Below are 26,102 nucleotides of genomic sequence, written 5' to 3'. Positions count from 1 at the left end.
CATCACCCAAGTCTGCCGCCGTCCGCTGTCGCGGCCACGATCACATGCCTCGCCGACATCTAGTGTCTCCTGGCCCCGTGCGGACCTTGAGCGAGCATCGCAGGGACTTCCGTACTCCTGAACGATGGTGGACCGCCGCTCGGTTCCGCAGACCGTGGGGTGCGCGGGATCGGTATCCGTGAAGTGCCGCGTGCAGCACTGCGCACGGTTTGTGGACCGCGAGGAGGTCGGGCTTCTCGGCGCCCCGGCAGCCACGCTCTTCGCGACAGCGAGCCGTACGCTCAACTCCGTTGACGGCACCTCCGGGGAGGAACCGGATGTCGCTGTGTCGCGGGACCGGGACACTTCGGCGACGCGGTCAAGCGGAACCCGCGAGTCCCGCAAGGCGATTCGCCGCAGTCTCAAGCACCTCCGGCGCAAGCGGATCGGCACAGAGCCCACCGAGCCGCGTACGCGAATATCCGTTGTCCGGCTCGACAGAGCACGCGGCCTGCTGGACGCCTGGTTCGCAGTCGTCGAGCCCTTCCGCGGCGAATTCCGCTACCGCTACCGCTGCCGGCGCGCAGTCGCGCAGGACTTCGAAGACCGCTCCCCGCGCGGAGGAGTGAACGGTCGCTCTCCAGATGTGGACCAGGGCGTCGCCGGCCTCAGTGAAGCGGAGCCGTCCGAGGCCCCCCGCCGGCGTCCCGGTCGCGCACCATGCGCCGGTGTCCGCGGCTGAGTGTGCGCCCAGGAAGTCCGGGGTTCCCAGGCTCCGTTGATGTGGACGCCCAGTTCTGCGTCGCTATGACTTGCCCCGACGTCCGCATCGAGACCCGCCCAGCACTCCGGGATCTTCCGGGCACCGGACCATTCGATCCTGTCCAGGGCTGAGGCCCAGTGCCGGCCTTCCACCACATGACGTCGTAGCGCCGCTACCGCATCGGCCCGGCCGGTGAACGTGAGCAACGCGATTACCTGCAAAGACTGTTCGATCTCTTCGACGTCAGCCTCGTACAAGTGTTGCTCGACAGGAGTCAGGCTCCGCTGGGCTCATTTGGACGCGACCGTACGGATTGGCAACCCGATAGCTGAACCTGCCATGCTGGAGGACTTCCTGACGGATCGTCTGGGACTGTGCAGCGGTCGCGGGCACTACCTTCCGGACAGGAATGCGCCGTGGCCGCTGCATGAGGCGGAACTTGTGCATCTGGACGAGTCGTTGCTTCCCGCGGCCGGGTCGGCGGCGCCGTCGGAACCTCCGGCCAGTGTGCTGTCCCCGCCCTGGGCGGCAGTGGAGTTCGGTGTTGTTCAGCCTTCCTGGAGCACAGCGGCAGTCATGGGTGCGCGCAATTCCCAGCCCAGTGCTTCGTAGAGTCCCTTTCCGTCAGGGGTGGCCACCAGGATTCCGCGTACGGAACCCAGCCCTGCCGCGGCAGTCCCGAGTGCGTCCATCACGACACGACCCAGTCCACGGCGGCGGTGGGCCACCGCGGTCACGATCTTGTCGAAGACCGCGCTGTCACCGGTACGGGCGACCTGGCCGTTTGCGGCGGGTTGCCCGTCCGAGGCGACGACCTGCACCTTGACGACGTCACCTGTCGTCGTAACGCGGACTCTGTACCCGGCGGGGACCGCGTGCGGTGACCTGCGTAGCCGGGTGGTCATGAGGAACTCGGGGTCCGTCTGTACCTCCCAGGACACCGGAAGGGCAGGGGCGACGGTTTCCCGGGGTGCGCAGACCTTGAGCCAGGTGCCGGGTGTGGTGATCGTTGTGACCAGGTCGCGGAGTACGGCGGAATCCGCGACGGCCAGTCTGTACCGGGCCGTGTGTCCCGGCAGTCCGACGTCGACTCGGAAGCCTCCGGGGACATCGACCGGCTTTGTGGTGCCGCGGGAGACCGACCAACCGTCGGCCCAGGCCCGTACGACCTCGGTCCGGGCTGTCCCAGGTGTTGTCCGGCTCTTGTGCATGGCTGCTCCCCAGACGAGTGGTCCTTGACCGGCCGATCTTATTGCGAACCTTTCGCAATAAAGCTCGCTCGCAGCCGGCTCCGTCGCCGGCACGGTCGAGATGAGCCGTGTAGCCCCGGTCGTTGCGGACGACGAGCGTGGCGCTTGACTGTGTTCGACCCGATTTTCGGTCGGGGGCAAGTGTGGGGGCGCGTCTTCGAATGCGAACGGGGTGTGCTCGGACAGCGCGGGTTGCGACAGGCCGACAATGGTGTGCATGTGCCTGATCTCCACCGGACGACTCAACCTTGTACCCCTCTGTGTCGAGCACGCGGACGAAATGTCCGTAGTCCTCGCTGACTCCGCCCTTCACACTTTTGTCGGCGGTGCGCCGGCCACCGTCGATGGGCTGCGGGCCCGCTACGGGCGCCAGACCGCGGGTTCTGCCGATCCTGCCGTTACCTGGTCCAACTGGGTGATCCGCGCCGAAGGGGCCCTGACCGGCTACGTCCAGGCCACAGTCACCGGCACGGAGGCCGAGATCGCCTGGGTGGTGGGAACCCCATGGCAGGGGCGCGGAATCGCGAAGGAAGCGGCGACTGCCCTGGTCGCCTGGCTGGAGAAGAATTCCGTACGGATGGTTCTCGCGTATATCCACCCGCTGAACACCGCGTCCCAGGTTGTTGCGGCTGCGGCCGGACTCGTGCCGACCGACGAAGTTGAGGACGGGGAGGTCCGCTGGGTCCGCACCTTCTGAGGCAGGGACGATGGGGTCGAACCTACTCGCGGGAGGGCATCGTGGATCAGCAGACGGTGGACGCCTATCTCAAGCGCATCGGTGTCGATGCACTACCCGGACGGTCAGGACCCCTGCGGCCCGACTCCGCCACGCTTCGTGTGCTGCACGCCGCGTGCAAGGTGAGGACGGTGTCTGGCTGGTCGATGTGGGTTTTGGTTCGCATGCGACCTATCCGCTGGACGCCACTTGCCGCGACGAGCAGTCGGACCCGGCCGGAACGTTCCAGATCGTCGACGCGGCCCATGGGGACCTCCTGATCACGCAGGACGGCGAACCTGCCTACCTCCTTGAACAACGCCCGCGTAGGCTTGCGGACTTCGTGCCGACCTGCTGGTTCCAGCAGTCCTCGCCGCAGTCGCACTTCACCCGGTCGCTCACGTGCTCTCTCCTTGTCGGTGAAGCGGACCGGACCACGTTGTCCGGCGACCGTTTGATCAGGACCGTCGCAGGCCGGCGCGCAGAGGAGAAGTTGCCTTCAGTCGCAGCCGTCCTCGGTGCGTACAAAACGTACTTCGACATGGCGTTGTCGCGGGTGTCTGAGCTGTAAATCCCTTGCTTGATAAGGGATTTAGCGAGTCTGGATACTGCGGAGTGCTCCTCGGGAGTAGTTGGGTACACCCGGTCTCCAGGAGCCGCCCGCGCTGGCGGCGCCGGTGGAACGCTTTGCCCCATGAACCCCGTATCGCGTTCCCGCAAGTTGAAGAAGTCCCGTCCCCGCCAGGACACGAAAGTCGACAGGTCGCCGTACGCCCCGGTGCTGGCGGCGGGCAGGAAGCTGGTCGCGGAGCCCTCGCGGCGGTTCGCGGAGATGTGGGCGTCGTGTCCGCTGGGCCGACTCTGGTCGGGTGCCTGGGAGCGCATGGCGTTCAGCGGCTACCGGCCCCACCTGGACCCGTCCGCCCTGACCGATCAGTACTTCGAGGAGGAATTCGCCGAGCTGATCGCCTACCTGGGCGCCCATCACAGCAAGGCCGCACTGGCGGTGCTCACCGCGCTGGCCCAGGTGGGGCCGGCATTCGTCCGGATGTCCGCCAGGGTCGAGTCGGATCACCTGATCCTGGCCGGCGTGCGGGAGCCTGCCTGGTTCGACCCGGACCAGAAATGGGAGTTCGTCTCCGCGGCTTCCTGCGCCAACGTGGTCGGGCAGATCGAGTGTGTGGTTTTCCAACTGCACTGCGGAGAGCAACTCGGTGCCTTCGCTGTGTTGCTGCAACACGACGGTGGGCCGAGGGTGCTGGAGATCGTCCCGGTGCCCGGGGAGATCCAGCCGTTCGAGTTGCTCGCCGAACTGGCCGAACCCGTTGACGGGTACGGCGGGGGGCTGAAGTTCGGTGATCCGCTGCCGCTCACCCTGGGGCAACTGCTGGAGCGGGTGCTCGATCCCGTCGAGTATCTCCTGATCAGGGGGCCTGGACCGCTGTTCGAGCTGAGCACAGTCGATGAATGCGAGCTCGACGGCCGGCATACCAACTCATCGGTGCTCGACGGCCTGGCGCTGCTGCACGCCCGCCTGTCGGAGCTGGCAACCACCGTTGCTTAAGCCCCTGTTTTTGCTGGGATTTCGAGCCATGAAGGATGGCCCGGCAAAGCCGTTGCGCGCGCCTCGCCATTACGGAAGGGTCCAGGGATGACCGAAGCTGAGATCTCCGTACGCCCCCTGACTGTCGACGACTGGGAGCTCAAGCGCGAACTGCGGCTGACCGCGCTCCGCGACGAACCGGGTTCCTTCCGCGCGAAGTTGGCCGACGAGCAGGACCGTACCGAAGAGGAATGGCGGGCCTGGGGAGCCGGAGACGCAGTCACGTTCGCGGCCTGGCTGGCTGACAAACCAGTCGGGCTGGTCGCCGGCTGGGCACCGCCGGGTGAGCGTGACCTGGTGGAACTGGTCAGCATGTGGGTCGGGCAGAACGCCCGCGGACACCGCATCGCCGGTCTCCTGACCGATGCTGTCGTCGACTGGGCACGCGGTCGGGGTGTCTCCGTTGTGCGCCTGGAATTCGCGGCGGGAAACGACCCTGCGATCAAGGCGTACACCCGCTACGGCTTCCAGTCGGTTGACCGTCCGCCGAGTTGCCCGGGTGGGGCGGTGATGGAGCTGCCGCTTTCGTCCTGACCTGTCCGACGGGCTGTGTCGTCCCCTCCGTCAGGGGTTCGTTTCAGCGGTCGACGTGAAGTCGCCGCTGAACGCCGCAATTCCCGTGCGCCATGCTTCGTCCAGATCAGCGCCCGGCGGAAAACGGCCGTTCAGCTCCAGCGCCACCATGCCGTGCGCGAAAGCCCACACTGCGCGGTACCGGTGTTCGTCGGAGTCCACAGCCCGCACGAGCGGGCCGGTGCACCGGTCATCCAGGCCCGCGGGGAGGTTCTCCCGGGGGAGCGGCTGGTCGGTCAACAGCCGGTACAAATGCGGGTGTTCGCGGGCATAGCCGCGGTAGGCCGCCGCGACCGAAGCCAGACCGCCCGTTTCGGCGGCCTCGAGGACGTCGGCGAGTTCCGTGATCGCCAGCGTGATGATCTCTGCCTCAAGGGCGGACTTGTCCGGGAAATGCTTGTAGAGGGACGGGGCGCGGATCCCGATCAGGTCGGCGATGCGTCGCATCGTGAGCGCGTCGGGGCCTTCGGCTTCCAGGAGCGCGCGCGTGGTTTCGATGATCTGCCGGGCCCGTGGGGAAAGGTCAGCCACGCTGGAATCCGTTACCGGCGCGCAGGCGGGATCCGGTTTCCCGGTCCATGACGATGCGGGAGTGCCGGGCACTCGTGCTCACAGTGGCGCTCCGTCCGTCCGGGAATCGCTGGCCAACATTGTTAGCTTCGCCTTGTTCCGATGGTGGAGCTAACAATGTTAGCCGTCAAGTGGCGGGTGCGAATCCACCCTTCCGGACCTGGTCGCGGGGGACCGGCGCACACATCTCCCGCACCTTTGGGAGGATGAGCACATGAGCCCGGCACCCCGATCCCGCAAGCCGAACAAGTCCGCCAAGCCCGCACAGGGCAAGAAGGCTTCCAAGAAGCCTGCGGGTAAGCCCCCGACCAAGACCCGTCCGACGAAGAAGCAGGTGGCCTCCTCCCCGTACGCCCCGGTCCTTGAAGAGGCCGAAGCCCTGCCGACTGCCCCCTCGCGGGTCGCCGCCGAAGCGTGGGCCGCAGCGGCCCTGGGCCGCCTGTGGAAGGAAGCCTGGACACAGGCCGACGAGATCGCCGAGGCGGCCGAGGCCGCCCGTACGTCATCGCCGGACGTCAAGTCGGGCAAGGTCGAAGAGGAGACCACGTACGCCTGGGAACAGTACGAGAAGTGGTGCCTGGAGCTCATCGACTACCTGGGCGCGCACCGCACCCGGTCGTCCCTGGCCGCACTGCGGGCGTTGAGCGGCGTCGGCGAGCCCTACACCCGGGACGTCGCCGACGAGGTCGCAGAGGAACTGGCCGGGGCCGGCCTCCGGGACCCCGCCTGGTACGACCACGCGGACAAGGCCGGGTTCACCGGCGCGGCCTCCTCCTTCGACCTGTTCGGTGAGGTCGAATACCTGGCGCTCGGCCTGAAGTACGACGGCCACGAGTACGCGGTGATCGTGATGGTCGAGCACGGCGGTGCGGGCATCGTGCAGATCGTCCCCGGCGAGGCGGCCGGCGCGTCCGCCGCGGACCTGCTGGCCGACTTCATCGAGCCCGAGGACGACGACGCGGTGCCGTACAGCGATCCAGTGGAGATCTCCGCCGAGGAACTGACCGCGCGGCTCGCCGCGCCGCTGGGCGCCCTCCTCGACGAAGGGCCGTCACTGCCGGCCTCCTCGCCACTGCTCGACGAGGACGACGATTCGGACGAGCTCCACTCCGTAGCGCAGGGCTGGCCGCTGCTCGCGGCCCGTCTCGATGACCTGGGTGCCTTCTCGGACCCGAAATCGCGTACGGACCGCCGCGAGGAGGTCGTGGACGCGTTCCTGACATCCCTGCGCACGACAGAGATCGCCGACCGCGAGGCAGCCAAGTTGTTCGCGCTGACGGCGACCGGCTGGGCGGAGGACTCAGGTGTCGAGCCGGACGCCTTCGGCCCGCTGGCCCTCAGCCGCCTGCTGCTCGGCGATCTCCCCGACCACCTGCGGCTGACCGACGGCGAGCGCGCCGAGTTGGTGACGATCATCCCCGCCTGGGCACATTTCACGGCTGACCACCGCGATCTGCCCGAGGAGGCGCACGACGCGTGGGACGACGCACTGCCCGAGATCCTCGAAGGCTTCGCTGAGGCTTACGACGACGAGGAAGCCGTCGAGCACCGGGCGACGTGTGAGGACGTGGTGGATTTCCGCGAAATCACCTGACCGTGCCAAGCCCGCTGACGCTGCTGAGGATCATGCGCAGAACCTCTTCGTCGGAAGACGGCTCCTCAACCGGGGCGTACTCGGTGATGGCCGTCCCGGCGAGGGGGAACCGGGTCGTGAGCGCGTCGAGCAGCGCCGTGAGCCGGGCGGGCAGGAGCCCGTCCGGCTCACGGTAGGTGGTGCCCGCGAAGACGGCCGGGTCGAGCACATCAAGGTCGAGGTGGATGTAGAGGTGCCCGGCCCCTGTGCGCCCGACTGCGTCGATGAGGTCGGCGGGCGTGTGGACGACGGGGATGCCCTGCGCTGCTATGTACGCGCTTTCCGGCGGATCGAGACTCCGGGATCCGACGAGAACCAGTTGTTGAGGCTTGAGCGGGGTTTTCGGCACCAGCTGCGCCGGGCCGTCGCCGAGCAGCGTGCGGAGGACCATTCCGTGGAAGCCGCCGCCCGGTGACGACTGCGGAGTGTTCAGGTCTGCGTGGGCATCGATCCAGACGACGACCATGTCGCTGCCGTGCCGGTCGAGCGCGTGGGCCAGCGGAGCGGTGTCGGCGGCACAGTCCCCGCCGAGGGTGAGCACCGGACCGTCGATGCTCCGGAGTGCTTCGTGTACGGCATCCGTGTAGTGCAGGAGCGAGCTGAAGTTTCGTACGCCGTCAATGGTTTCGCTGCCCTGCGCCGAACTGTGCACGGTGACGCGGGGGAGGTCGGGAAGCAGTGCTGCCAGGCGGTGCGCGCCGACGGCGAGTCGTCGCGCACCGGGGGAGGCCGAGCCCTGCCACTGCGGAACGACAAGCCTGGTCAGGTTCAACGGGCCACCCCGATCGAGTCGATATAAATTCCCCACTCTGTATATATTTGCAGAATGCGGTGCGGGTCGCCCCCGGTTTTGCGGAACCGGGTGGCTGAGCTGTCCGGACGGTTCAGTTCCGGCGCTTCCCCGGCGTGAAGCGCACCGGCAGGTGCTTCATCCCGCCCACGAAGTTGGAGCGCAGCACCTCGGGTTCGCCGGCGAGGCGCATGTCCGGGATGCGGTCCAGGATTTCGGCGAACAGCAGGCGCAGTTGCATCCGGGCCAGGTTCGCGCCCAGGCAGTAGTGCGGGCCTCCGCCGCCGAAGGCGACGTGGTCGTTCGGGTCTCGGGTCACATCGAAGGTGTACGGATCGGGAAAGACTTCTTCGTCACGGTTGGCGGAGATGTACCAGAGCGCCACTTTGTCGCCTGCGGCGATGTCGCGACCGCGCAGGGACGTGTCCCGCATCGCTGTGCGCCGGAAATAGTAGACGGGGGACGCCCACCGGAGGATCTCCTCCACACCCGAGCCGAACAGCAGCTCACGGTCGTCCCGCAGCGCTTTGTAGGCATCCCGGTTGGCCATCAGGGCGTGCATGCCCCACGCGGTGGTGTTACGGGTGGTTTCGTTCCCGGCGACGGTCAGCAGCATCATGAACAGGTTGAACTCGAACCCGGTCAACCGCTCGCCGTCGATCTCAGCGTTGATGAGGGTCGTGACGATGTCGTCTCGGGGCTCGGCACGCCGTTGACGGGCCATTTCTTCGACGTACGCGAAGAGTTCGACGGAGGCGAGGGTGCCGTCCGCGCTTGTGTACTCCGGATCGTCGAAGCCGATCAGCCGGTTCGACCAGGTGAAGAGCTTCCGGCGGTCCTCCTGCGGGACCCCCATGATCTCGGCGATGGTCTGCAACGGCAGTTCGGCGGCCAGGTCTTCGACAAAATCACACTCGCCCCGCTCGATGACGTTGTCCACGATGAGTTCGGCGCGGCGGGTCAACTCCCCTTCCAGCGCACGGATCATGCGGGGGGTGAAACCCTTGTTGACCAGTGCGCGGTACCGCGTGTGCTTGGGCGGGTCGGTGGACAGCATCATCACGCCGCGCATGTCCGCGCCGTCGCCGGTCTCCGACGAGTCGAGGAAACTGTTGACCCCCTGGGACTCGGACGAGAACAGTTCCGGATCGCGCCCGGCTGCGACTACGTCTTCGTGTTTGACCAGGTTCCAGAAACCCCGGCCGTACGGGTGCTCATGCCAGTGGACCTGGTCATGTTCCCGCAGGTGACGGAACATCGCGTGGTGTTCGCCGCGACGGAAGCGGTCCAGGTCGCGAAGGTCGACGGTGAATGACGTGTCCCCAGGCATGTGCGTGTCCCCTCGACGGGTGGCGTACGGGGTTCAGCCGTCAGCCGCCCGGCTGTCGATGTGGTTCCCTACCCGGGGGCACGTCGGCGTACACGCCCGTCCTCGGACATTCGGGCCGACCACGGCTTCCGGGCCGACCGTGGCGTAGGCGAGCGCCCGGACCGTCCGGTAAGAGGGGGAAGCCCTTCCACAGCTGACTTGTCGGAAACTCTCCTGTTGCACCGTCTCTGTCCCGTTGTGCGGGTATACGCATAAGCTTTCGATCATGGCGTGGGCGAGTGCACTGAAGGACACCCTCCGGGAGGGGGTCAAGGTCGAACGGTCCTTGACCGAGCCGCAGCTTGCCCTGCGCTCAGTACTCGGGGTGGCCCTCGTCCTCATTCCCCTGCTTCTGGCCGGGTCACCCGGTCTGGCCGCCTCGGCTGCGGCAGGGGCGTTCATCGCCGGGATCACCTCCTTCCAGGCCAGCTACCGGAGCCGACCCGTCCTGGCCCTGGTGGCCGGCCTCGGCATGGGTACCGCAACCCTGCTGGGGGCGCTGACCGCCCCGATTCCAGTGTTGTACGTGTGCGTCGCAGCCCTGTGGGCCTTTGGCTGCGGCCTGGCCTGGGCCGTCGGACCGACCTCCGGCGTGGTGGCCGGCTACACCGCGTCCATGATGGCGGTGGTCGCGGTGGTGGACGTGCCGACTGCGGCCGCATTCGAACACGCCGGGATCGCCGCACTCGGTGGTGTGGTCCAGGCGGGACTGATGGTCGTATGGCCGGGCGGCAGATGGAGCGCACAACGCAATGCGCTCGCCGACGCCTACGCCTCGCTCGCGGACTACGCCCGGGACCTCGCTGAAGACCCGCATGCTCCCTTCGACCCTTCTGCGCTGATCGCCGCCCGGCACGCGGCGGCGGTGACTCCGCACCAGGCCCGCCGCCGGCCCAAGGTGCTGCACGGTATGCGGGGCACCGCAGACCGGATCCGCCCCTCCCTCACCGCACTCGCCGAGTTCGCCGACAACGGCCGCCCGGCACTTCTGGCTGCGGCCGAGGCACTGGACATCGCGGCCGGGGCACTGCGTACGGCGGACACACCCCACGTGCCGCGGGAGCTGTGGGGACGACTGGAACCACCGGTCGGCGAACCCCTCGCGGGTCGTTCGGTACGCCGCCTGGCCTCCCTGTTGCGCGAAGCGTTCGGCACCCTCGCGGACGCCGACCAGCCGCAGGACGGAGTTCGCAGCGCGGAGGCCGAGGAGTCCACGCTCCACGAGCGGATCCGGCTCGCCCGGCTGCGCCAGCGGCGGAAGCACCGGCCCGGACAGTGGATCCGCCGGCAGTCCAGGCACCTGGTGCGCCGGTGGAAACTGGAAGATCTGCCCTTGGACGACGCAGCACCGGGAGACGGGGCCCGCGAGGATGTCGCGCAGAAGGGGGACACCGGCAGTCAGACTGTGGAGCCGGCCGCAGCGGCCACCGACCGCAAGAGCGCCGCCGCGGAACCGGAGCTTTCCTATCTCCCCCGTCCTGGTGTCTTCGGGTTGGTCCCCGAGGCATTCCACGCCATCCGTGCGCATATCGAAGTCCGTTCCCCGGTACTGCGGCACGCGGTCCGGTTGTTCGTGCTGGTCACGATCGTCGCCCCACTGGGCATGTGGTGGCCGCTGGGGCACGGCTACTGGGTGCAGATCACCGCGATGATGGTTCTGCGGCCCGACTTCGCCCAGACGTACCGCCGCGGCGTGGCCCGGCTACTGGGCACGGTGGTGGGTGCGAGCGTTGCCACGGCTGTGCTTCTGGCTGTGCGCCCGGGTGAGACCACCTCCGCTCTGCTCGTCCTGTTGTTCGTGTTGTGCGCGTACTCGGCAATCGACGTGGGGTATCTCGCCGTCAGCGCCTGCGTCACCGCCTACGCCGTCTTCCTGATCGAACTCAGCGGCGTTGAGGAGGGCAGCACCGCTGTCGTGCAGCGGGTCTCGGCCACTCTTGCCGGTGGACTGATCGCGCTCGCGGTGTACGCGGCCTGGCCCACGTGGGAGACCCGGCGGCTTCCTGACCTGCTCGCAGACTGGCTGCGGGCCCACGGCGAGTACGGGGCCGCCGTACTGAGCCGGTACGGCGACCCGGCGGCCCGCGGTAAGCGGCTGATCCGTGACGCCCTCCTGGAGACACGGCGCACGCTGTCCGCGGTGGACACTGCGGTGGCACGGGCTGAAACCGAGCCCGTACGGCACCGGGCCGCCGACCCCGAGGCGATCGACGCTCTGCGTTCGGCGGTCGCGCAGTACGCCCGGTCCGTACTGGTCCTGGAAGGGCACCTGCCGAAGAGGGACGCCGAGCCGCTGCCGGTCGGAGCCTTCGCCGAGGAGGTGCAGGCCGTGATGGAGATGCTGGCCGCCCGGACGGCGGAGGGCACGGGGTTGGACCTGTTGCCTGTGGTGGACCATTCGGTTCCGATGGGGGGTGAGCTGGACATGCTCTACACGGCGCACCGCGAGCTGGCGGAGCAGGTGGCGGACGCTCCGGCGGGTTCCAGCGGGCAGGTGCTCCTGGTAGGCGCGGAGCTGGTGGTCGATGCGTTGGAGGAGCTGGTGTCGGCGGTCGATGCGGCAACCCTGCCGTAGTCCGACCGGCTCCCGCACCCTCCGGATGGACCGGACGGGACAGGCGACTCCGGCCCCCCGGCCGGGAGTACGTGAGTACCGCCGTGGCCGGCAGAGGAACCACCGCGTGGAGGTCAGGCGGCGGCCTCACCCCGGCCCAGGGTCCGGCGCAGCAGGTGCAGGACGTAGTCCGGGCGCCGCACGTCGGCCCAGGTGAAGCGCAGCAGCACGACTCCCAGACCGGAGAGATCGTTCTGCTGCCTCCGCTTGCGGTCGGACACGTCGGTGTCGCAGCCGGCTCCTCTGGCGTCTCCTCTGGCGTCACCGTCCACGGCGGTGCGCTCCGCCGGCCAGCCGAGGTCGGTCACAGCGACCAACCTGCGTTGCCGGTCCATTACACGCCACTTCAAGGTCTGCGGCGGCATCCCGCCGTCGACGCAGACGAGCCGGATCGACGTCTCCAACGGTGAACCCGCCCGGCCGTCTGCCAGCCTGAGCCAGTCCCTGGCCTGCGACACACCAGGCCGGCCGGCCATCCTGGCCGCCACCCCCGGTAGATCGGTGGAGGTCAACAGTCCCCGGTTGAGAGCGGAGTCGAGCACGGAGACCGCGGTCTCCCGGCTGCCGGCCAGGATCAGGTCCGCGACCGTACGGGCGACCCCCGTCACACCGATACCGCCGAGTTCGACACGGTCGGTCCCAGCGGACGGCCACCGGCTCAGCCGGACGCCCGGAGCCGGGAGCATGCTGTAGGGCAGGGCCAGCCGGACAGTGGTCGCGTCGTCCTCGTGGCCGGCGATGCCGTGCAGTTGCGCAGCGGTGCCCAGGACGGCCACCGCGTTCGGCCCGTACAGCAGCTGGGCCGCGCGGACCCTGCTGCGCAGCGGTGGTTCGGCGAACAGCCGCGCGGTGGTCAGGTAGACCCCGCGGAACAGCGGAACCCACGTGCCCCGGCGCAGCAGTGCGCGCAGCTGAACAGCGGTCAGACCGCAGGAGCGGGCCTGGGCGGTGGTGAGTACGCCGTCCTGACCTGCGGCCAGGGCTTCTGCGCGGGCATGGGCGGAGGCGGGGGAGCGATGCGGCGTTTCCATGTCTTCACTGTCCCGGCGGAATCTCCGGCGCCGGTCCGATCGCGCCACGCCTGTGGATAACCCCGGCCTGTGGATCCGGACTTCACCCGTTCCGGGGATAGCGGACGGCCGGAAGCACGTGGCAGGGCCCGGGCGGGAGAACCGGCAGAGCCACCTGACGCAGCGCGACGGGCGGGCTGGGGAGGCTCAGCATGATCGCCTGATGAAGTGCGCCAGGCCGTGGTTACGCCGCTCAAGTGACCGGGAGTAGCTGAGTACGCCCTGTCCGCCGGGCACCTGGGCGGCGGCGGCCCGGCCACCTACGTTTGGCGCACCCGGTTCCCACGGAACGTCAGCGTCATTGGAGGTCCCCATGTCCTCGTGGAAGAACGGCCACAGACTGTCCCCTGCGGAGTCAGGCAACCCGCCGCACGCCCTCCCGACGGTCGCCATGGCCTTGTTGATCGACGAACGCGATTTCGCTGTGATGTGGGACTACCCGAGTTTCGAGTTCCAGGACTACCGCATCTACCTCGACAACTTCGGGGCGTTCCTGGTCAAGCTGGCTGAGCAGGGCACTCTGGTCCGGATCTCCGTCTTCGACCCGGTGGGCTTCGCGTTGTTCTGCGCCGAGCAGGGACTCGACCCGGACTGCTCGGAGTCACGGGCGCGCTACGGCGGGCAGCCTTCGCCCGGGGACGAGTCGGTGTATTACGGCGGTGAACCCCTGGAGTTGCTCCTCGACATGCTGCGGGAGCACGCGTGGAAGGAGGGCATCGTCGGGGTCGCGGAGTTCCTGATGCTGGAAGCGGCGGTGCGGAAGGGTGACGCGGAGGCTGTCCTGAGCCGGGCCGCCCGGCACTCCGTAGCTCGTCTCGGCCGACTGTGGGACGGCCTGGGCGTCGGTCTGCACGCCATGACACTGCGAGTGGATACGGAGCGGGGGCCGCTGACCCTCCACGCCGGTGTTGAACAGGATGACGACCTCGGCATGGCCGCAAGCCCGTCGATGGGCGCGTGGTGCGGGTTGCTGACCGCGTCCTTTGTGCTGGACTCCGACGGTCTGTTGGTGGTGCGCAGTCGTTCGCACACCGCGCATCCGCTGCTCGGCCGTCCCGCTGTGACCGTCCGCGGATGGAAGCTGGTGGCCGGAGACCTCCGGCCGTTGAGCGGCGCGGAGGCGGCGGACATCAGGTGCGTCGGCACCGGCACGGGGCTCCCCGCCGGACCGGAAGTCGGGGTGGAGTACCGCCCCGGATTCAGACTGGCGGGCACATGAGAGGGGCTGGAGGCCGGAGCCACCCCAGGGGCACCTGGCAGGTGTACAGCTCTGCGCTGGGGTCGCCGTCGGCCTCGCGCACAGGCTCGTCGATTCCGTCGTCCGTGCGGCGCAGGTGGTACCTGCCGCCGGTGACGACGGCCGTCAGCGGGGTGAGGAAGGCGGCGAGTACCACCGCGACGATCGGCGGGTAGGGCTGGACGGCGTCACCGGACAGGTGGAAGTAGACAGCGATCGAGGCACCGGCCGCGACGAGGGAGGAGTCCACACCGACCGGGTTGACCGTGTGGAGCCTGCCGCGACGGAACTCCGGCTGCTCGGGGGAGAGTTTGAGGACGTACTTGTTGATCGCGATATCGGTCGCCACGGTCACGACCCACGCGACGGCGCAGTTCGAGTAGAAGCTGAGCATGTCGTTGAGGAAGCTGAACATGTCGGCTTCCATCAAGCATGTTTCCGAACACGCGCGGGAGCGGCGCGGGCCGGGTTCCCGGACCGTCCTGACGGTGGGTCCACCCGCGGGGGTGGGGCCTGCCCCACCCCCAGGACGGTAGATGGCCGGATCGCCGGGGACGCCTGTACCCGATGGAATGAAGGCACACGGGGGGTTCCTCCTCCGGCCGACAGGACTTCATCCCACCGGAGGCAGCCATCATGTCCGCCACTTCAGCCAGAGAGCGCCTCCGTAAGACCGAAGCCCTGTTGCTGGCCGCCGCGGTCGCCGCTGTCTCGGCCACCACGATCGCCACTGCGACGGCGGCACCGCACAGCGACCGGAGCAGCGCCTACAGCAAGAAGATCCTGCAAGCCGACCTAGAAGCGGTAATCACCGCGGGCGGCAGCACCAGCGCACTGGCTGAAGTGGTCGGTGGCAGGAACCCGGTCAAGGCACGCAGCGGCAGAGCGGACCGCGCGACCAAGGGCCCCGTCCCGTGGGACGCGCGGTTCCGCACCGCAAGCACCACCAAGACCTTCGTCGCCACCGTCGTCCTGCAACTCGCGGGCGAAGGCAAACTGTCGCTTGACGACACGGTGGACCGCTGGCTGCCGGGGCTGGTCGCCGGAAACGGCAACGACGGGAAGAAGACCACCATCCGTCAACTGCTGCAGCACACGAGTGGCATCCCGGACTACGTCGAGACTCCGAAGTTCCAGGAGGCGATCAGTTCCCTGCAGAACATGGACAGGACGCGGAACGACGCCACCACCGCTCCCGAGTACGTCGCCCAGGCGACGGCCCTGCCGGCGAAATTCGCACCGGGCACCGGCTGGTCGTACTCCAACACCAACTACATCATCGCCGGCATGATCATCGAGAAGGCGTCCGGAGACACCTGGCGTACGGCGGTCGAGCACCGCATCATCGCCAGGCTGGGACTGAGCGGGACCTCCACCTCAGGCCTCAGCCCGTTCATCCCCGGCCCGCACGCCCGCAACTACGTCCCCACCGGCGGACTCCCCTTCGACGCGACCGACAACAGCTACACCCACGACGCGGACTCGTCGGTCATCAGTACCACCGGGGACCTCAACCGGTTCTACGAGGCCCTGGTACGGGGCGAGCTGTTGGCACCCGGCCAGCTCAAGGAGATGGAGACCACGATCCCGGGCGGTGAACTGGCCGGAGCGCGCTACGGATTGGGCCTGCAGTGGCAGCCGCTGTCCTGTGGCGGAGGTTACTGGCACCATGCCGGTGACGGCCCGGCCAGCCACACCCGGACCGGGGTGACCGCCGACGGCCGCCGCAGCGTGGTGGTCAGCGTGAGCAGCCGGGCCGTGGACTTCGACGCGCTGAACACCACCGCGGCGACCCTGGTCGACCACGCGCTGTGCGCCGCACGGTGAACCCACCGGTCAACGCGAGCGAAGGACATCCGGCGTCAGTTCACCAGGGGGTCTGTGTCCGGACAGGCCCAGAGTGAGGTCCAGGTCGGCGAGGACGCTGCGCACTACGTGCCGGACACCCTCCTGGCCGTCATGGGCCAAGCCGTACAGATAAGGGCGGCCGAGGGACGCAGCGGCCCGTGCGGTGGCCAGTTCCCCGTCCGGGTGCACGATCGACTGCACACCCACCGGAGCGAGCAGGACCGGGGCGGGCATGTCCGTCCCCAGGATGTTCACGGAAAGATCCCGGTCGGTGGCCCCGCGCAGCATCCGCGGCACGATCCGCCACCGGTCGAAGGCGGCCCGGTCGGCCCGGACGGTGGAACCGGAACCCGCGCCGCCGGCCACGTACCAGTAAGGGCCGTCCTCGAGACGGTGCCGGGCCGGGGCCGCCAGGGACTCCGGATCGGTGGTGAACGGCGGCAGCAGGCCGCCGAGGCCGTTCAGGTAGATCTCGTTCTGGTACGCAGCGAAGGACGCGGAACCTCCACCGGTGGGTGACAGAGGATCAGGCTACGTCGACCACTCCGCGCGACGCGGCCGAGCCGCCCGCCGATCCGTCGCCGCCGTGCGGGCACCCTGAGATCTCCCGGTCCCTGAATCCCGCATGATGGTGCGTCAATCCGAAACCCGCCACAGTGATGCTCATGGATTCCCAGGTGAGCATCGTGTACGCGCCGGAACAACCGCCGTCCCACTGGGACGCGAGCATCTTCCTCGCAGGGCCGACGCCGCGCAGTCCCGGCGTCCCGTCCTGGCGCCCGGAAGCCCTCGACCTGATCCGGAAGACCTGGCGCGGTGCTGGAAGACTTGCCGTCTTCGTCCCCGAACCACCTGACGGTGCCCCGTGGCCGACCGTGGAAGCCCAGCGGCACTGGGAACTCGACCACCTCGGCGTCGCCGACCGGGTGCTGTTCTGGATCCCCCGGGAGATGGCCACGATGCCGGCCCTGACCACCAACGACGAGTGGGGCTGGCTCAAGGACTCGGGCCGGGTGGTCCTGGGCGCCCCGCAGGACGCGGTACGCGTCCGGTATCAGCGGGCATACGCCCGTGACCACCGCATCCCGCTCCTGGAATCCCTTGAGGACACGGTCGCTACGACCCTTCGCCTGGTCGGCTGCGGCGCGACCCGCACAGGGGCGGAACGGGACGTGCCACTCAACGTCTGGTCCACACCCGTCTTCCAGCACTGGTACCGGCGACAGCGCACTGCCGGAAACGTCCTTCTGCGGGCCCGTGTGGTCTGGACGTACGGCGACACCTGGTGCTGGGCGCTGCGGGTGTCGGTCGCCGTCGCGGCCGAGGACGGCCGGACCAAGGACAACGAGTTCGTGTTCGCCCGGCCCGACGCCAGCGCGGTCCTGCTGTACCGCCGTGGGAAGACAGTGCAGGATTCCGAGGTGGTCGTCGTCCGGGAGTTCCGCTCCGCGGCCTGTACCGACGACGGCTACATCCGGGAACTGCCCGGCGGTTCCGACCCCGACGGGCTGGTGCCGGGATCCACCCAGGCGGCCGACGAGGTCCGCGAGGAGACGGGACTGGCCATCGACGCCGCCCGGCTGCGTCCCTACGGTGCCCGTCAGTGCCTCGGCACACTCATGGCACAGCGCACTCACCTTTACGCCGCTGAAATCACCGCGGAGGAGTTCACCTGCCTCCGCGACGACACGGGACCCCATGGGTCCGGATCCAGCGAACGCACCTTCGTGGAGACCGCCACCTTCGGTGAACTCCTCCGCTCCGGCACCGTGGACTGGTCGACTCTGGGCATGATCACTCAGGTGCTGCTCGACCGGTGAGCGTGGTGCTTTGCCTGCCCGTCGGGCACGGGATGAGTACCGGTCGATGACAGTTCCGCCGCTGGGTGAGCACTCGTCACACCGCTGATCCGTGGAGGAGCGGGCCGAGGAGCGACAGCGGATCGACGCCTGCGGGCAGATCGCTCACCTGGCCGTCACCCACCTCGACCACCCGCCAGTGGCCGTCCTGACGACGTACAAGGTCTGTGGTGGCGAACGGTGATCCTACGGCGCGGACCGCATCGGCGTACGGGGAGGGGTCAACTCCCCCCGGAAGGTTGTCCGGGGCGTCCGGGTGCGGGGTCGTCAGCACCGGCTCCCCGTCGATCCACCACACCCGGGCCTGTGCGTCTTCGAACTGCTCGAAGGCACGGAGTACCACGCCGCCGGCCAAGTCTTCCCCCTGCCCGTCGAGGAAGGCGCCCACCACCAGTGACAGATGTGCGGTGTCCGCGAGGTCGGGAACGTAACAGGCGGTATCCCACTCGTGCTTCCGTGATTTGACCCAGTCCTTGACGATCCCGGGTCCGGCGGGGAGCCCGGACGCGAGGCCTTCGAGGCACGCGGGGTCAGGACGTTCCCCGACTTGGAGCGGCAGCCACACGCTGGCCGGCGTGAAGTCCCTGAACGCCTCATACCAGTAAGGGAGTTCATGGCCTGCGGCGTACGCCTGAGCGCTGGTCGCCAGCAGGGCGTCACGCTTGTTGAGTTGAGTTTCCAGCGCCGCGTACCGTCCGGCTGGGATCATCCAGCCCCGGTAGTACGTCCTGCCGAGGCCGTGCGGGACCCGGCGGACGGCCTCCGCGGGGTCCCCGCGCAGCAGCGCGTCGTGGTCGATGAGTCCGACGGTCGAACCGGCCTCCCGGGCAGTCGCTGCCTGCCGGGCGAAGTGCGGGTCCGGCCGTCGGGGGTTCAGCGGATCGGCGGGAAGCAGCAGGGCGGCGGTCATGGTCCGTCACCTTACGAGACGGGAGGCAGCAGGCCGCGTGGTCCCTGTTGCACGGCTGCGCGTTCCAGGGCGCGGGTCCTGTCGGCGGGTGGGCGCCCTGGGCAGCTTGTGCACATGGACTGCGGACCCTGGGCGCGGTAGAGGAGGCAGCAGGAGACGCGGCGGACGAATCTGTGGCTGGACACGTCGACGAACCCGGGGCGCGGCAGGTGGACTCCGGCCGACTCGCCGGCCTGTGCGGTCAACGGTCCGGCGAGAGCGGTTGCTTCGCGGATCCGTCCGGTTGCGGTCCCGACCCGGAGCAGCGCCCCGGCGACCGCGTCCACGGCCAGCGCCCAGGCTGCCTGAGGACGAACCGGCACGAGGGCGCACAGGGCGTCGATGTAGACCGCGAGTGCGGGACCGAGGTTCAGCTGATCTGTCGTAGCGGACGAACGGGCCCCGGAGAGCAGGCCGTCGGGTCGTACGTACAACGTGGTGTCCCGAGGGTGCGGAGAGGCCGCGCGGCCGGTCACGACGAGCGTCGCCAACGCTGGGGCGACGACGTTGCTACTGGCTGAGTACCACCACAGGGTCCCGGCGGTGCGTGCGTCGGTGGTCCGCCACAGCCGGGCGGACTCGGTGATGCGGGCCATCAGCCACTGCGGGTCGGCGACCGACACCGCGCCGACCGCCCCGGGCCCCGAACGCAATTGCGGACCGTATTCGGGACAGCGCGCAACGACGAGTTCCTGTAGCGCGTGCGCCGCTGCGCGGTCGTCGTGTGCGCGGTCGTCGTGTGCGCGGTCGTCGTGTCCCATAGGAAAGATGATCGCGTACGGGGGCGCACCCCGGCCGCGCAGCCGGCCAGGGGACTGCAGAAACCCTGCCTACCCGGCTGCTCCGTCTCCCTTCGCTGCTCCGTGACTCGGGGCAGGGAAGAGCGGGTCCAGCAACCGGTGTGGTTTGCGCAGCGCGACGCTGACCGCGTCGACCCGGTTCCGCGCGTTGGGTCCGGGGCCCGGATGCATCACCAGTTCGATGGCTGGTGCGTGCCGGTGGCAGGCCGGGCAGGCACCCGTTGTGTCGACGTAGGTTCCGCAACCCACATGTTCGTACTCCCGTACGAACCCGGCGGCGGACACCAGGTGTGCCCGAGCCCACCGGGCCAGCGCGAAGACCGCAGGCCACAGATCGCGGCCGACGTCGGTCATGACGTACTCGTCGCGAGGCGGGGAGTCCTGGTAGCGGTGCTTCTCGAATACTCCGGCGTCGACGAGTGCTGCCAGGCGGGAGGTGAGCACCGCACGGGGGATGTCCAGGTGGGCCTGGAAGTCGCTGAACCGGCGGACGCCGTGGAAGGAGTCGCGGATGACAAGGAGCGTCCAGCGTTCGCCGACGAGTTCCAGGGCGCGCGAGAGCGCGCAGTCCTGCCCGACACCGTCGCCCACCTGCGCGCCGGGGCGGCCGGGCCGGCCTGGCAGCCACCTCAGCTATCGACGCGATCGCGTCGAACCTGACGGTGTTCGTCATCGGCCGCATCCTCCAGGGTGTCGCCGGAGCCGCGTTGATGACCTCCGGCCTCGGCCTCATCGGACACACCCACACCACCCCGCAGAACAGAGTCCGGGCCACGGCCGTCTTCGGGGCTGCGATCGGCGTCGGCATGACCGCGGGTCCGCTCGTCGCCGCGGGACTCGCGAAGGCCGGTCAGTCCGTCCCGTACTGGGCGATGACTGTGGCAGCGCTCCTCCTCACCGGGGCCGCGGCTGTCCTGCTCACCGAGTCCCGTGCGGATGTCCGCCGCCGACCGGTCTTCGCACTGTCCGTCGGCGGATCGCTGGTCGTCGGCATCGCGGTGATCAGCTTCGCCGGGTACATCCCGACCCTCCTGCAGGGTGTGATGGGGATGAGCCCGCTGGGCTCCGTGGCGTTGATCGGAGTCTGGTCGGCGTCCGCCTGCCTGGTCTCACTGGCGGCGGGCCGGGTTTCCGTCAGTGTGCGGGCACGTCGGCAGGTGGCGCTCGGACTGTTCGTCGCGGCCGCCGGTTTCACCGGGTTGTACGGCATCGACTCCGGAACCTCGTGGGCCCGGCTTGTGCCGGGACTGTTCATCGGAGGCATCGCGGCTCTGTTGGTCCGCGACGGACAGAAAGCCGGGGACAGGTAGAGCCGAAGGCAGCCTGAGCCAGCAGCCAGCAGCCAGCAGCCGACAGCCAGCAGCCGACAGCCAGCGGCCGGACCTGGAACGGGCACTGAACCTCCCGATGCGGACCCGAAGCCGTTGACCGCTCGGCGCTGTAACGGTCCTGGGTACTCCCGGTCCCCGGTCGGGAGTACCCAGGACCGCCGGATCCTGAAAGGTTTTGTGCCGCAGGAGCGCCGCCCGACAGGATCGTCCGCATGACAACACGAGACGAACGGGCAGCGGGAACCGTCCTCGGGACAGCGGTCGGTGACGCGTTGGGCGCACCCTTCGAGTTCGGGCCCGAACAGGCCTATTCACTCCGGTTCCCGACGGCCCGGCGGCCGGCGAAGGCTGCGTGGTCCTGCACGAACTACTACGCCACGCCCTGGACGGCCGCGACCCACAGGAGGCAGTGGCGGAAACCCTGCACCACGTGTTCCCGGAACACCGTGACCGCTGGGCCGCCGTCCTCGCGTCCGGCTGGGACCCGGACCAGGCCACGGCGAACAACGGCGCTGCGTGGCCCACCCTCGGCACCGCGCTGTGGGCGCTGCGAACCGGAAAGGACTTCGAGGACACGCTACGCCGGGCAGTGGACCAGGGCGGCGACACCGACACCGTCGCCGCAGTCATCGGAGCCATCGCCGGTGCGGTGTACGGGGCGGGTGCCATCCCCGAGCGGTGGCTCGCGGCGGTGCACCTGCCGCTGCCGGGTTTCGGAACACGGGTGCTGAGGACGGCGGACCTCGTGGACCTGGCGACAAGACCCGACGGTCGGCACTGAACCCCGGCGTCCGCTGTCCTGAAGCCCCGGCCGGCGCCTGGTTCAGTCGGCGCCTGGTTCAGTCGGCGCCTGGTTCAGTCGGCGCCCGGTTCAGTCGGCGTCTGGCTCAGACCGCGCGGATCGCCCGCCCCGCCCAGTCCGGAGCCTCGGTCACCAGACCTGCGAGGGCACCGTGCACGGAATCCGGAAAGGCACCCGGCACATGAAGTGCGAACAGTTCCTCCGTGGCCACCGGAACCCCGTCCACGTACATCTCGTGGACAAAGCGCAGCTTCCGCCCGTGAACCCCTACGATCCGCGTACGGACGACGAGTTCGGCACCGCACGGGACTTCGCGCAGGTACCTCAGGTGTGCCTCGGCCGTGTACAGCGAACAGCCCGTAACCGCGCGGTACTCCGCGCCCAGTCCGACCGTGTCCATCAGGGCGTCCGTGGCGAAGCCGAAGACCAAGACGTAGTACGCCTCACTGAGGTGCCCGTTGTAGTCGATCCATTCCTCGCGGACCGGCGTGCGGAACTCCGGGACCGGGAGCGGGACCGGGAGCGGGACCGGGGCGGTCACCTGACACCGGCGGGGATGCGCCCGGTCGCCCGAAGGACGTCGATCACACCCTGGTCGCGCTCGGCTATGAGGTCCGCGATCGTCCGCTCACCGGCGGCGTCGTCGCACCCGGCGACCATCGCGTCGCGCAACTCCGAAGTCAGTTCCGGAGCTTCAAGCCGGGTCCACGGCGACTTCAAGGAGGGGCCGAAGTGGTCGAGCATGTGAGCCATCCCGCCCTGGCCGCCGGCCAGGGCCATGGTCAGGCACGGGCCCATGAACGCCCAGCGCAGACCGGGGCCTTCGGTGATGGACGCGTCGATGTCCGCCACGGTCGCCTCACCGGCCGCGACCATGTGCAGGGCCTCGCGCCACAGGGCTTCCTGCAGCCGGTTGGCGATGAAACCGGGCAGTTCGTCGGCCATGGTGATGACCGACTTGCCAGCGGTCTTGTAGAACTCCGAAGCCCAGGCGACGGCTTCCGGGTGTGTCCCCGTGCCGCCGACGACCTCCACCAGCGGGATGAGGTACGGCGGGTTGAACGGGTGGCCGACCACCAGACGGGACGCGTCTGCGGCCTCCGTCTGCATGTCGGTCATCGGGTAGCCGGAGGTCGAGGACGCGATGACCACACCGGCCGGGGTGGCAGCATCCAGCTCAGCGAGCAGGGAGCGCTTGAGTTCCAGTTTCTCCGGAGCGCTCTCCTGCACGAACTGCGTGTCCGCCACTGCCTCGGACAACGTTGCGGTGACCGTCAGCCGGTCCTGGGAGGCACCCTCGGCCAGCCCCAGCTGCTCCAGCGCGGGCCACGCGGCGGCTACCAAGTCGCAGAGCTTCGATTCCGCGTCGGGCGCCGGGTCCCACGCGGTCACGTCATAGCCGCGGGCCAGGTAGTGCGCGACCCACCCGCCGCCGATGACGCCGGCACCGATGCACGCGACACGGCGGACTTCCTGGGGAGAGATCATGTGGGGTTCCTCCAGCGTTCCTGAAATGCGGTTATTCCTGAAATACGGTCGTTCCTGAGCTGCGGTCGTTCCTGAGCTGCGGTGAAGTACTGCAGCCGAACCTTTCCCGGGCACAGTCCTTCAGCCTCGGACCCTCAGCAGCCTCGGACCCTCAGCAGCCTCGGACCCTCAGCAGCCTCGGACCCTCAGCAGCCTCGGACCCTCAGCAGCCCCGGACCTTCAACTCCTGACCTTCAGCCCCAACCGCCTCCGCGCCGACTCCACCGTCGCGACCTTGGCTCCGAGCAGCTCCGTGATCTGCACGGCCCGCTCCACCAACTGCCCGTTGGTCGCCTTGACGCCCTTCGACAGGTAGAGGTTGTCCTCCAGTCCAACCCGCACGTTCCCGCCGAGCAGGATCGACTGCGCGACCCACGGCATCTGCATCCGGCCGATCGAGAAACTCGACCACTGCGCCCCGGCCGGCAGCAGGTCGACCATGGACTTCAGCACCGCGACGTCGGCGGGAGCGCCGTACGGGATGCCCATACACAGCTGGAACACGGACGGGTCGTCGAGCAGGCCCTCCTCGTGCATGACCTTCGCGAACCACAGGTGGCCGGTGTCGAAGATCTCCAACTCCGGTCGTACGCCCAGCTCCTGGATGCGCCTGGCCCCAGTACGCAGCATGTCGGGCGTCGACACGTACAGGCTGCTGCCCTCGCCGAAGTTCAGCGAGCCACAGTCGAGCGTGCAGATGTCGGGGAGGAGTTCCTCGACGTGCGGCAGCCGCTCAAGGCCGCCGACCAGGTCCGTACCGGCAAGGTGCCGAAGCGGGTCGGTGGGGTCGATCACCAGGTCGCCGCCCATTCCGGCGGTGAGGTTGATGATGACGTCGGTGCCGGTCTCCTTGATCCGTTCCACGACCTCGCGGTACAGCCGCGGGTCGCGGGACGGCGCGCCCGTCTCCGGGTCGCGGACGTGGATGTGCACCACGGCCGCACCGGCCTGCGCCGCCTCCAGCGCGGACGCGGCGATCTCCTTCGGCGTCACGGGCACGTGTGGGCTGCGTCCCACTGTGTCGCCCGCGCCGGTGAGCGCGCAGGTGATGATGACTTCACTGTTCATGTCGTCCACGGTGAAATTCCTTACTACGTACGGGGGTGCTCAGGCGCCGGGCGCGTCAAGCCGTTCCTCGACAAACGAGATGAGCACCCGGTGCATGTCATCGGCGGTGTAGGTGGACCCCGCCAGGACCTGTGCGGCGAGCCCGTCGATCAGCGCGGTCAGCATCAGCGCGGTGGACTCCGGGTCCACCGCCCGGAACACCCCCTGTGCTGAACCGCGCATCACCACGTCGGCGACCGTCGCCCGCCACTGGCCGTAGAAGTGCCCGTGCAGCCCACCCACCTCGGTGGAACGCGCGGCCTCGGCCCACAGGTCGAGCCAGACCAGCCACTGGTCGCGTTGCTGCGCCGTCCGCGGCGTCTGCAACGCGATGAGGTGCAGGAGCTCCTCGCGGGCGTCACCGGCGGCGGCCAGCCCGGCCGCGCGCCGTGTCAGGTCCTCGTCCATGCACCACCGGACCGCTGCTTCCAGGAGGTCGCCCCGGCCGGGGAAGTGGTAGTGCACCGTGGCTGTGCTGGTCCCGCACGCCGTGGCGATGTCGGACATCCGTACGGCGTGGAAACCGCGTCCGGCGATCAGCCGCACCGTCTCGCGGATGATCTGGAGGGCGCGACCGCCTTCCGGAGCCGGAGCTGAGGTGTCCGGCGAATCGCTCAGCTGCACACCGAGCAGCCTGCTCGCGTCGACCTCGCCGACGGCGGCGATCCGCACCAGTTCTGCCAGCGTGAACCGGCGCTTGCCGCTCAACGACCGGGACAGCTTGGACGGGTCCATCACGACCCGCCGGGCGAACTCGCGCTGACTGCATCCGGCCGTTTCGATCACCCGCTTGACCCGCTCGGTGACGGCGTCCGTCGTGTCTTCCATGGCCGCAACGGTAGACGAGTGTTGAGATAATCTCAACACAAGAGATCTGGAGCTGAGTCGCAATGCCCATATAGTCTAAGGGTTTCACTCAAATCTATCCTGATGTTGAGCTATTGACTGATCAGTCAGTCAGTCGAGCGCACCACTACCCGGCGCCAGTGGTGGCTTGATATTCCGGGGGATTCCCCCAAGCGGGCGTGCAAAGGTAGTGGCACTGTTCACCCGTTTGTGGAGGTACCTATGACCGCCGATGCAGCCAAGCCGGAAGAGACCGGGAAGTCCGAGGCGGCCGACAGCCCGGCAGACGCCGTGAAGCGCAGGTTCCAGGAGGCGCTGGCCCGTAAGGGCGGCAAGCACGCGGACGGTGCCGCCGCCGGCGGTGCCGCCGACGGCTCGAAGATCCACGGTGCCCACGGCCCGGCCGCGACCCAGCGCACGTTCCGCCGCAAGAGCGGCTGATCCTTGCCGCGGCATGACTGCTGTGGTCTGGCACCCGCAGGGGTGTTCAGACCACAGCAGTCAGTCCGACCGCTGTCCTGCCGCAGCCTGACCGCAGTCCGACCCCTGCTCAGCCTCTGCTCAGTCCCGGGCTGAGCCCGCCCTGCAGGACGGAACCCGACCGCCGCGGGCGGGCAGGCTCACCACCGCGTTGACCCGCCCCGTCAGTTCGGGCACGTCCGCACCCCCGCCGTGTGACTTCATCCACGTGCACAGTTGGACAGAACCTTCGGCGACCGTACGGACGCGCTTGAAGCGGCACTCCACATGTGCCTCGAACACCGGCTGGTCCCACGCGTGTCGTCCCCGCGAACTGCGCCGGATCGGAAATACCTTCACCGCGGCGGCACCCGGCACCTGCAATGCCCTGCGCGTGCGAGTGCGCAC

At 68.8% G+C, this 26,102-nt stretch carries 27 protein-coding genes and 1 pseudogene; 14 read left to right on the top strand and 14 right to left on the bottom strand.

Features of this window, described 5'->3' with window-relative positions:
* The first annotated feature begins 190 nt into the window (after window positions 1-190).
* A complete protein-coding gene (locus AC0Z36_RS06860; RefSeq protein ID WP_485461795.1) occupies window positions 191-721 on the top strand; it encodes a hypothetical protein in 531 nt (176 codons plus the stop codon).
* Window positions 722-934: 213 nt separating this feature from the next.
* Window positions 935-1,354: a DUF2071 domain-containing protein gene (locus tag AC0Z36_RS06855; RefSeq protein ID WP_485461794.1), complete on the top strand. Its 420-nt coding sequence runs from the start codon at window positions 935-937 to the stop codon at window positions 1,352-1,354.
* On the opposite strand, the gene AC0Z36_RS06850 is transcribed toward AC0Z36_RS06855, so the two are convergent.
* Window positions 1,291-1,953, bottom strand: coding sequence for a GNAT family N-acetyltransferase (locus AC0Z36_RS06850; RefSeq protein WP_485461793.1), 663 nt, complete (start codon window positions 1,951-1,953; stop codon window positions 1,291-1,293). The genes AC0Z36_RS06855 and AC0Z36_RS06850 overlap by 64 nt on opposite strands.
* Before the next feature lie 247 nt (window positions 1,954-2,200).
* On the opposite strand from AC0Z36_RS06850, the gene AC0Z36_RS06845 reads away from it, so the two are divergent.
* The 4 genes from AC0Z36_RS06845 to AC0Z36_RS06830 all read left to right on the top strand — a co-directional run bounded on the left by AC0Z36_RS06845 (window position 2,201) and on the right by AC0Z36_RS06830 (window position 4,844).
* Window positions 2,201-2,689, top strand: coding sequence for a GNAT family N-acetyltransferase (locus tag AC0Z36_RS06845; protein WP_485461792.1), 489 nt, complete (start codon window positions 2,201-2,203; stop codon window positions 2,687-2,689).
* 10 nt (window positions 2,690-2,699) lie between these two features.
* Window positions 2,700-3,278: an arylamine N-acetyltransferase gene (locus tag AC0Z36_RS06840; protein ID WP_485461791.1), complete on the top strand. Its 579-nt coding sequence runs from the start codon at window positions 2,700-2,702 to the stop codon at window positions 3,276-3,278.
* Window positions 3,279-3,401: 123 nt separating this feature from the next.
* The gene (locus AC0Z36_RS06835; RefSeq protein ID WP_485461790.1) at window positions 3,402-4,271 is read left to right on the top strand and encodes a hypothetical protein; all 870 of its coding nucleotides are present in this window, start codon (window positions 3,402-3,404) and stop codon (window positions 4,269-4,271) included.
* 87 nt (window positions 4,272-4,358) lie between these two features.
* The gene (locus tag AC0Z36_RS06830; protein ID WP_485461789.1) at window positions 4,359-4,844 is read left to right on the top strand and encodes a GNAT family N-acetyltransferase; all 486 of its coding nucleotides are present in this window, start codon (window positions 4,359-4,361) and stop codon (window positions 4,842-4,844) included.
* A 30-nt stretch (window positions 4,845-4,874) separates the two neighbouring features.
* Here AC0Z36_RS06830 and AC0Z36_RS06825 read toward each other — a convergent pair whose 3' ends face one another.
* Window positions 4,875-5,414: a TetR/AcrR family transcriptional regulator gene (locus AC0Z36_RS06825; RefSeq protein ID WP_485461788.1), complete on the bottom strand. Its 540-nt coding sequence runs from the start codon at window positions 5,412-5,414 to the stop codon at window positions 4,875-4,877.
* Window positions 5,415-5,667: 253 nt separating this feature from the next.
* On the opposite strand from AC0Z36_RS06825, the gene AC0Z36_RS06820 reads away from it, so the two are divergent.
* Window positions 5,668-7,047, top strand: a complete 1,380-nt coding sequence (locus tag AC0Z36_RS06820; protein ID WP_485461787.1) for a hypothetical protein — start codon at window positions 5,668-5,670, stop codon at window positions 7,045-7,047.
* Here the strand turns inward: AC0Z36_RS06820 and AC0Z36_RS06815 are convergent.
* Window positions 7,040-7,858: an arginase family protein gene (locus AC0Z36_RS06815; RefSeq protein ID WP_485461786.1), complete on the bottom strand. Its 819-nt coding sequence runs from the start codon at window positions 7,856-7,858 to the stop codon at window positions 7,040-7,042. The genes AC0Z36_RS06820 and AC0Z36_RS06815 overlap by 8 nt on opposite strands.
* Window positions 7,859-7,970: 112 nt before the next feature.
* Complete coding sequence (locus AC0Z36_RS06810; protein WP_485461785.1) at window positions 7,971-9,206, bottom strand: cytochrome P450; 1,236 nt, start codon at window positions 9,204-9,206, stop codon at window positions 7,971-7,973.
* A 265-nt stretch (window positions 9,207-9,471) separates the two neighbouring features.
* Here AC0Z36_RS06810 and AC0Z36_RS06805 point away from each other — a divergent pair, with 265 nt between their 5' ends.
* A complete protein-coding gene (locus AC0Z36_RS06805; RefSeq protein ID WP_485461784.1) occupies window positions 9,472-11,820 on the top strand; it encodes an FUSC family protein in 2,349 nt (782 codons plus the stop codon).
* A 113-nt stretch (window positions 11,821-11,933) separates the two neighbouring features.
* On the opposite strand, the gene AC0Z36_RS06800 is transcribed toward AC0Z36_RS06805, so the two are convergent.
* Window positions 11,934-12,890: a type IV toxin-antitoxin system AbiEi family antitoxin domain-containing protein gene (locus AC0Z36_RS06800; RefSeq protein WP_485461783.1), complete on the bottom strand. Its 957-nt coding sequence runs from the start codon at window positions 12,888-12,890 to the stop codon at window positions 11,934-11,936.
* Between the two features lie 352 nt (window positions 12,891-13,242).
* On the opposite strand from AC0Z36_RS06800, the gene AC0Z36_RS06795 reads away from it, so the two are divergent.
* Entirely contained in the window at window positions 13,243-14,148 is a 906-nt protein-coding gene (locus AC0Z36_RS06795) for a hypothetical protein (protein ID WP_485461782.1), read from the top strand.
* Window positions 14,149-14,179: 31 nt separating this feature from the next.
* Here AC0Z36_RS06795 and AC0Z36_RS06790 read toward each other — a convergent pair.
* A pseudogene (locus tag AC0Z36_RS06790) lies at window positions 14,180-14,596 on the bottom strand (allantoin permease); the annotation flags it as partial.
* Window positions 14,597-14,802: 206 nt separating this feature from the next.
* On the opposite strand from AC0Z36_RS06790, the gene AC0Z36_RS06785 reads away from it, so the two are divergent.
* The gene (locus tag AC0Z36_RS06785) at window positions 14,803-15,993 is read left to right on the top strand and encodes a serine hydrolase domain-containing protein (protein WP_485461781.1); all 1,191 of its coding nucleotides are present in this window, start codon (window positions 14,803-14,805) and stop codon (window positions 15,991-15,993) included.
* 9 nt (window positions 15,994-16,002) lie between these two features.
* Here AC0Z36_RS06785 and AC0Z36_RS06780 read toward each other — a convergent pair whose 3' ends face one another.
* Entirely contained in the window at window positions 16,003-16,428 is a 426-nt protein-coding gene (locus AC0Z36_RS06780) for an alpha-hydroxy-acid oxidizing protein (protein WP_485461842.1), read from the bottom strand.
* A gap of 251 nt (window positions 16,429-16,679) precedes the next feature.
* On the opposite strand from AC0Z36_RS06780, the gene AC0Z36_RS06775 reads away from it, so the two are divergent.
* On the top strand, window positions 16,680-17,834 hold the full coding sequence (locus tag AC0Z36_RS06775; protein WP_485461780.1) for a nucleoside 2-deoxyribosyltransferase domain-containing protein: 1,155 nt from the start codon (window positions 16,680-16,682) through the stop codon (window positions 17,832-17,834).
* A gap of 76 nt (window positions 17,835-17,910) precedes the next feature.
* Here AC0Z36_RS06775 and AC0Z36_RS06770 read toward each other — a convergent pair whose 3' ends face one another.
* From AC0Z36_RS06770 to AC0Z36_RS06760, 3 genes are all read right to left on the bottom strand, one after another.
* On the bottom strand, window positions 17,911-18,783 hold the full coding sequence (locus tag AC0Z36_RS06770) for an ATP-grasp domain-containing protein (protein WP_485461779.1): 873 nt from the start codon (window positions 18,781-18,783) through the stop codon (window positions 17,911-17,913).
* Window positions 18,784-18,794: 11 nt separating this feature from the next.
* Complete coding sequence (locus tag AC0Z36_RS06765; protein ID WP_485461778.1) at window positions 18,795-19,583, bottom strand: hypothetical protein; 789 nt, start codon at window positions 19,581-19,583, stop codon at window positions 18,795-18,797.
* Window positions 19,584-19,652: 69 nt separating this feature from the next.
* Window positions 19,653-20,213, bottom strand: a complete 561-nt coding sequence (locus tag AC0Z36_RS06760; RefSeq protein WP_485461777.1) for a winged helix-turn-helix transcriptional regulator — start codon at window positions 20,211-20,213, stop codon at window positions 19,653-19,655.
* Window positions 20,214-20,239: 26 nt separating this feature from the next.
* Between AC0Z36_RS06760 and AC0Z36_RS06755 the strand changes: the two genes are divergently transcribed.
* Both AC0Z36_RS06755 and AC0Z36_RS06750 read left to right on the top strand, forming a co-directional pair.
* Complete coding sequence (locus tag AC0Z36_RS06755; protein ID WP_485461841.1) at window positions 20,240-20,932, top strand: MFS transporter; 693 nt, start codon at window positions 20,240-20,242, stop codon at window positions 20,930-20,932.
* 373 nt (window positions 20,933-21,305) lie between these two features.
* Window positions 21,306-21,734, top strand: a complete 429-nt coding sequence (locus AC0Z36_RS06750) for an ADP-ribosylglycohydrolase family protein (RefSeq protein ID WP_485461776.1) — start codon at window positions 21,306-21,308, stop codon at window positions 21,732-21,734.
* 106 nt (window positions 21,735-21,840) lie between these two features.
* On the opposite strand, the gene AC0Z36_RS06745 is transcribed toward AC0Z36_RS06750, so the two are convergent.
* The 4 genes from AC0Z36_RS06745 to AC0Z36_RS06730 form a co-directional block, all read right to left on the bottom strand.
* Entirely contained in the window at window positions 21,841-22,296 is a 456-nt protein-coding gene (locus AC0Z36_RS06745; RefSeq protein WP_485461775.1) for a thioesterase family protein, read from the bottom strand.
* Window positions 22,293-23,243: a 3-hydroxyacyl-CoA dehydrogenase NAD-binding domain-containing protein gene (locus tag AC0Z36_RS06740; protein ID WP_485461774.1), complete on the bottom strand. Its 951-nt coding sequence runs from the start codon at window positions 23,241-23,243 to the stop codon at window positions 22,293-22,295. Before AC0Z36_RS06740 ends, AC0Z36_RS06745 begins: the two co-directional genes overlap by 4 nt.
* Window positions 23,244-23,462: 219 nt before the next feature.
* On the bottom strand, window positions 23,463-24,350 hold the full coding sequence (locus AC0Z36_RS06735) for a beta-keto acid cleavage family enzyme (RefSeq protein WP_485461840.1): 888 nt from the start codon (window positions 24,348-24,350) through the stop codon (window positions 23,463-23,465).
* A 39-nt stretch (window positions 24,351-24,389) separates the two neighbouring features.
* Window positions 24,390-25,217: a TetR/AcrR family transcriptional regulator gene (locus AC0Z36_RS06730; RefSeq protein WP_485461773.1), complete on the bottom strand. Its 828-nt coding sequence runs from the start codon at window positions 25,215-25,217 to the stop codon at window positions 24,390-24,392.
* Between the two features lie 240 nt (window positions 25,218-25,457).
* On the opposite strand from AC0Z36_RS06730, the gene AC0Z36_RS06725 reads away from it, so the two are divergent.
* Window positions 25,458-25,676, top strand: a complete 219-nt coding sequence (locus tag AC0Z36_RS06725; RefSeq protein WP_485461772.1) for a DUF5302 domain-containing protein — start codon at window positions 25,458-25,460, stop codon at window positions 25,674-25,676.
* Window positions 25,677-26,102 lie beyond the last annotated feature (426 nt).

The organism is Kitasatospora sp. UYEF31, from assembly GCF_057291755.1.
Note: the sequence above shows the minus strand (reverse complement) of the source record. Positions and strands in the feature narration are given on the sequence as shown.

Excerpts from the sequence above, each read along its gene's own strand:
- AC0Z36_RS06840 (WP_485461791.1), top strand. The coding sequence starts at position 2,700 with ATGGGGTCGAACCTACTCGCGGGAGGGCATCGTGGATCAGCAGACGGT.
- AC0Z36_RS06810 (WP_485461785.1), bottom strand. The coding sequence starts at position 9,206 with ATGCCTGGGGACACGTCATTCACCGTCGACCTTCGCGACCTGGACCGC.
- AC0Z36_RS06765 (WP_485461778.1), bottom strand. The coding sequence starts at position 19,583 with ATGGGACACGACGACCGCGCACACGACGACCGCGCACACGACGACCGC.
- AC0Z36_RS06775 (WP_485461780.1), top strand. The coding sequence starts at position 16,680 with ATGGATTCCCAGGTGAGCATCGTGTACGCGCCGGAACAACCGCCGTCC.
- AC0Z36_RS06735 (WP_485461840.1), bottom strand. The coding sequence starts at position 24,350 with ATGAACAGTGAAGTCATCATCACCTGCGCGCTCACCGGCGCGGGCGAC.
- AC0Z36_RS06795 (WP_485461782.1), top strand. The coding sequence starts at position 13,243 with ATGTCCTCGTGGAAGAACGGCCACAGACTGTCCCCTGCGGAGTCAGGC.
- AC0Z36_RS06850 (WP_485461793.1), bottom strand. The coding sequence starts at position 1,953 with ATGCACAAGAGCCGGACAACACCTGGGACAGCCCGGACCGAGGTCGTA.
- AC0Z36_RS06835 (WP_485461790.1), top strand. The coding sequence starts at position 3,402 with ATGAACCCCGTATCGCGTTCCCGCAAGTTGAAGAAGTCCCGTCCCCGC.
- AC0Z36_RS06785 (WP_485461781.1), top strand. The coding sequence starts at position 14,803 with ATGTCCGCCACTTCAGCCAGAGAGCGCCTCCGTAAGACCGAAGCCCTG.
- AC0Z36_RS06770 (WP_485461779.1), bottom strand. The coding sequence starts at position 18,783 with ATGACCGCCGCCCTGCTGCTTCCCGCCGATCCGCTGAACCCCCGACGG.
- AC0Z36_RS06730 (WP_485461773.1), bottom strand. The coding sequence starts at position 25,217 with ATGGAAGACACGACGGACGCCGTCACCGAGCGGGTCAAGCGGGTGATC.
- AC0Z36_RS06805 (WP_485461784.1), top strand. The coding sequence starts at position 9,472 with ATGGCGTGGGCGAGTGCACTGAAGGACACCCTCCGGGAGGGGGTCAAG.
- AC0Z36_RS06845 (WP_485461792.1), top strand. The coding sequence starts at position 2,201 with ATGGTGTGCATGTGCCTGATCTCCACCGGACGACTCAACCTTGTACCC.
- AC0Z36_RS06740 (WP_485461774.1), bottom strand. The coding sequence starts at position 23,243 with ATGATCTCTCCCCAGGAAGTCCGCCGTGTCGCGTGCATCGGTGCCGGC.
- AC0Z36_RS06800 (WP_485461783.1), bottom strand. The coding sequence starts at position 12,890 with ATGGAAACGCCGCATCGCTCCCCCGCCTCCGCCCATGCCCGCGCAGAA.
- AC0Z36_RS06830 (WP_485461789.1), top strand. The coding sequence starts at position 4,359 with ATGACCGAAGCTGAGATCTCCGTACGCCCCCTGACTGTCGACGACTGG.
- AC0Z36_RS06725 (WP_485461772.1), top strand. The coding sequence starts at position 25,458 with ATGACCGCCGATGCAGCCAAGCCGGAAGAGACCGGGAAGTCCGAGGCG.
- AC0Z36_RS06820 (WP_485461787.1), top strand. The coding sequence starts at position 5,668 with ATGAGCCCGGCACCCCGATCCCGCAAGCCGAACAAGTCCGCCAAGCCC.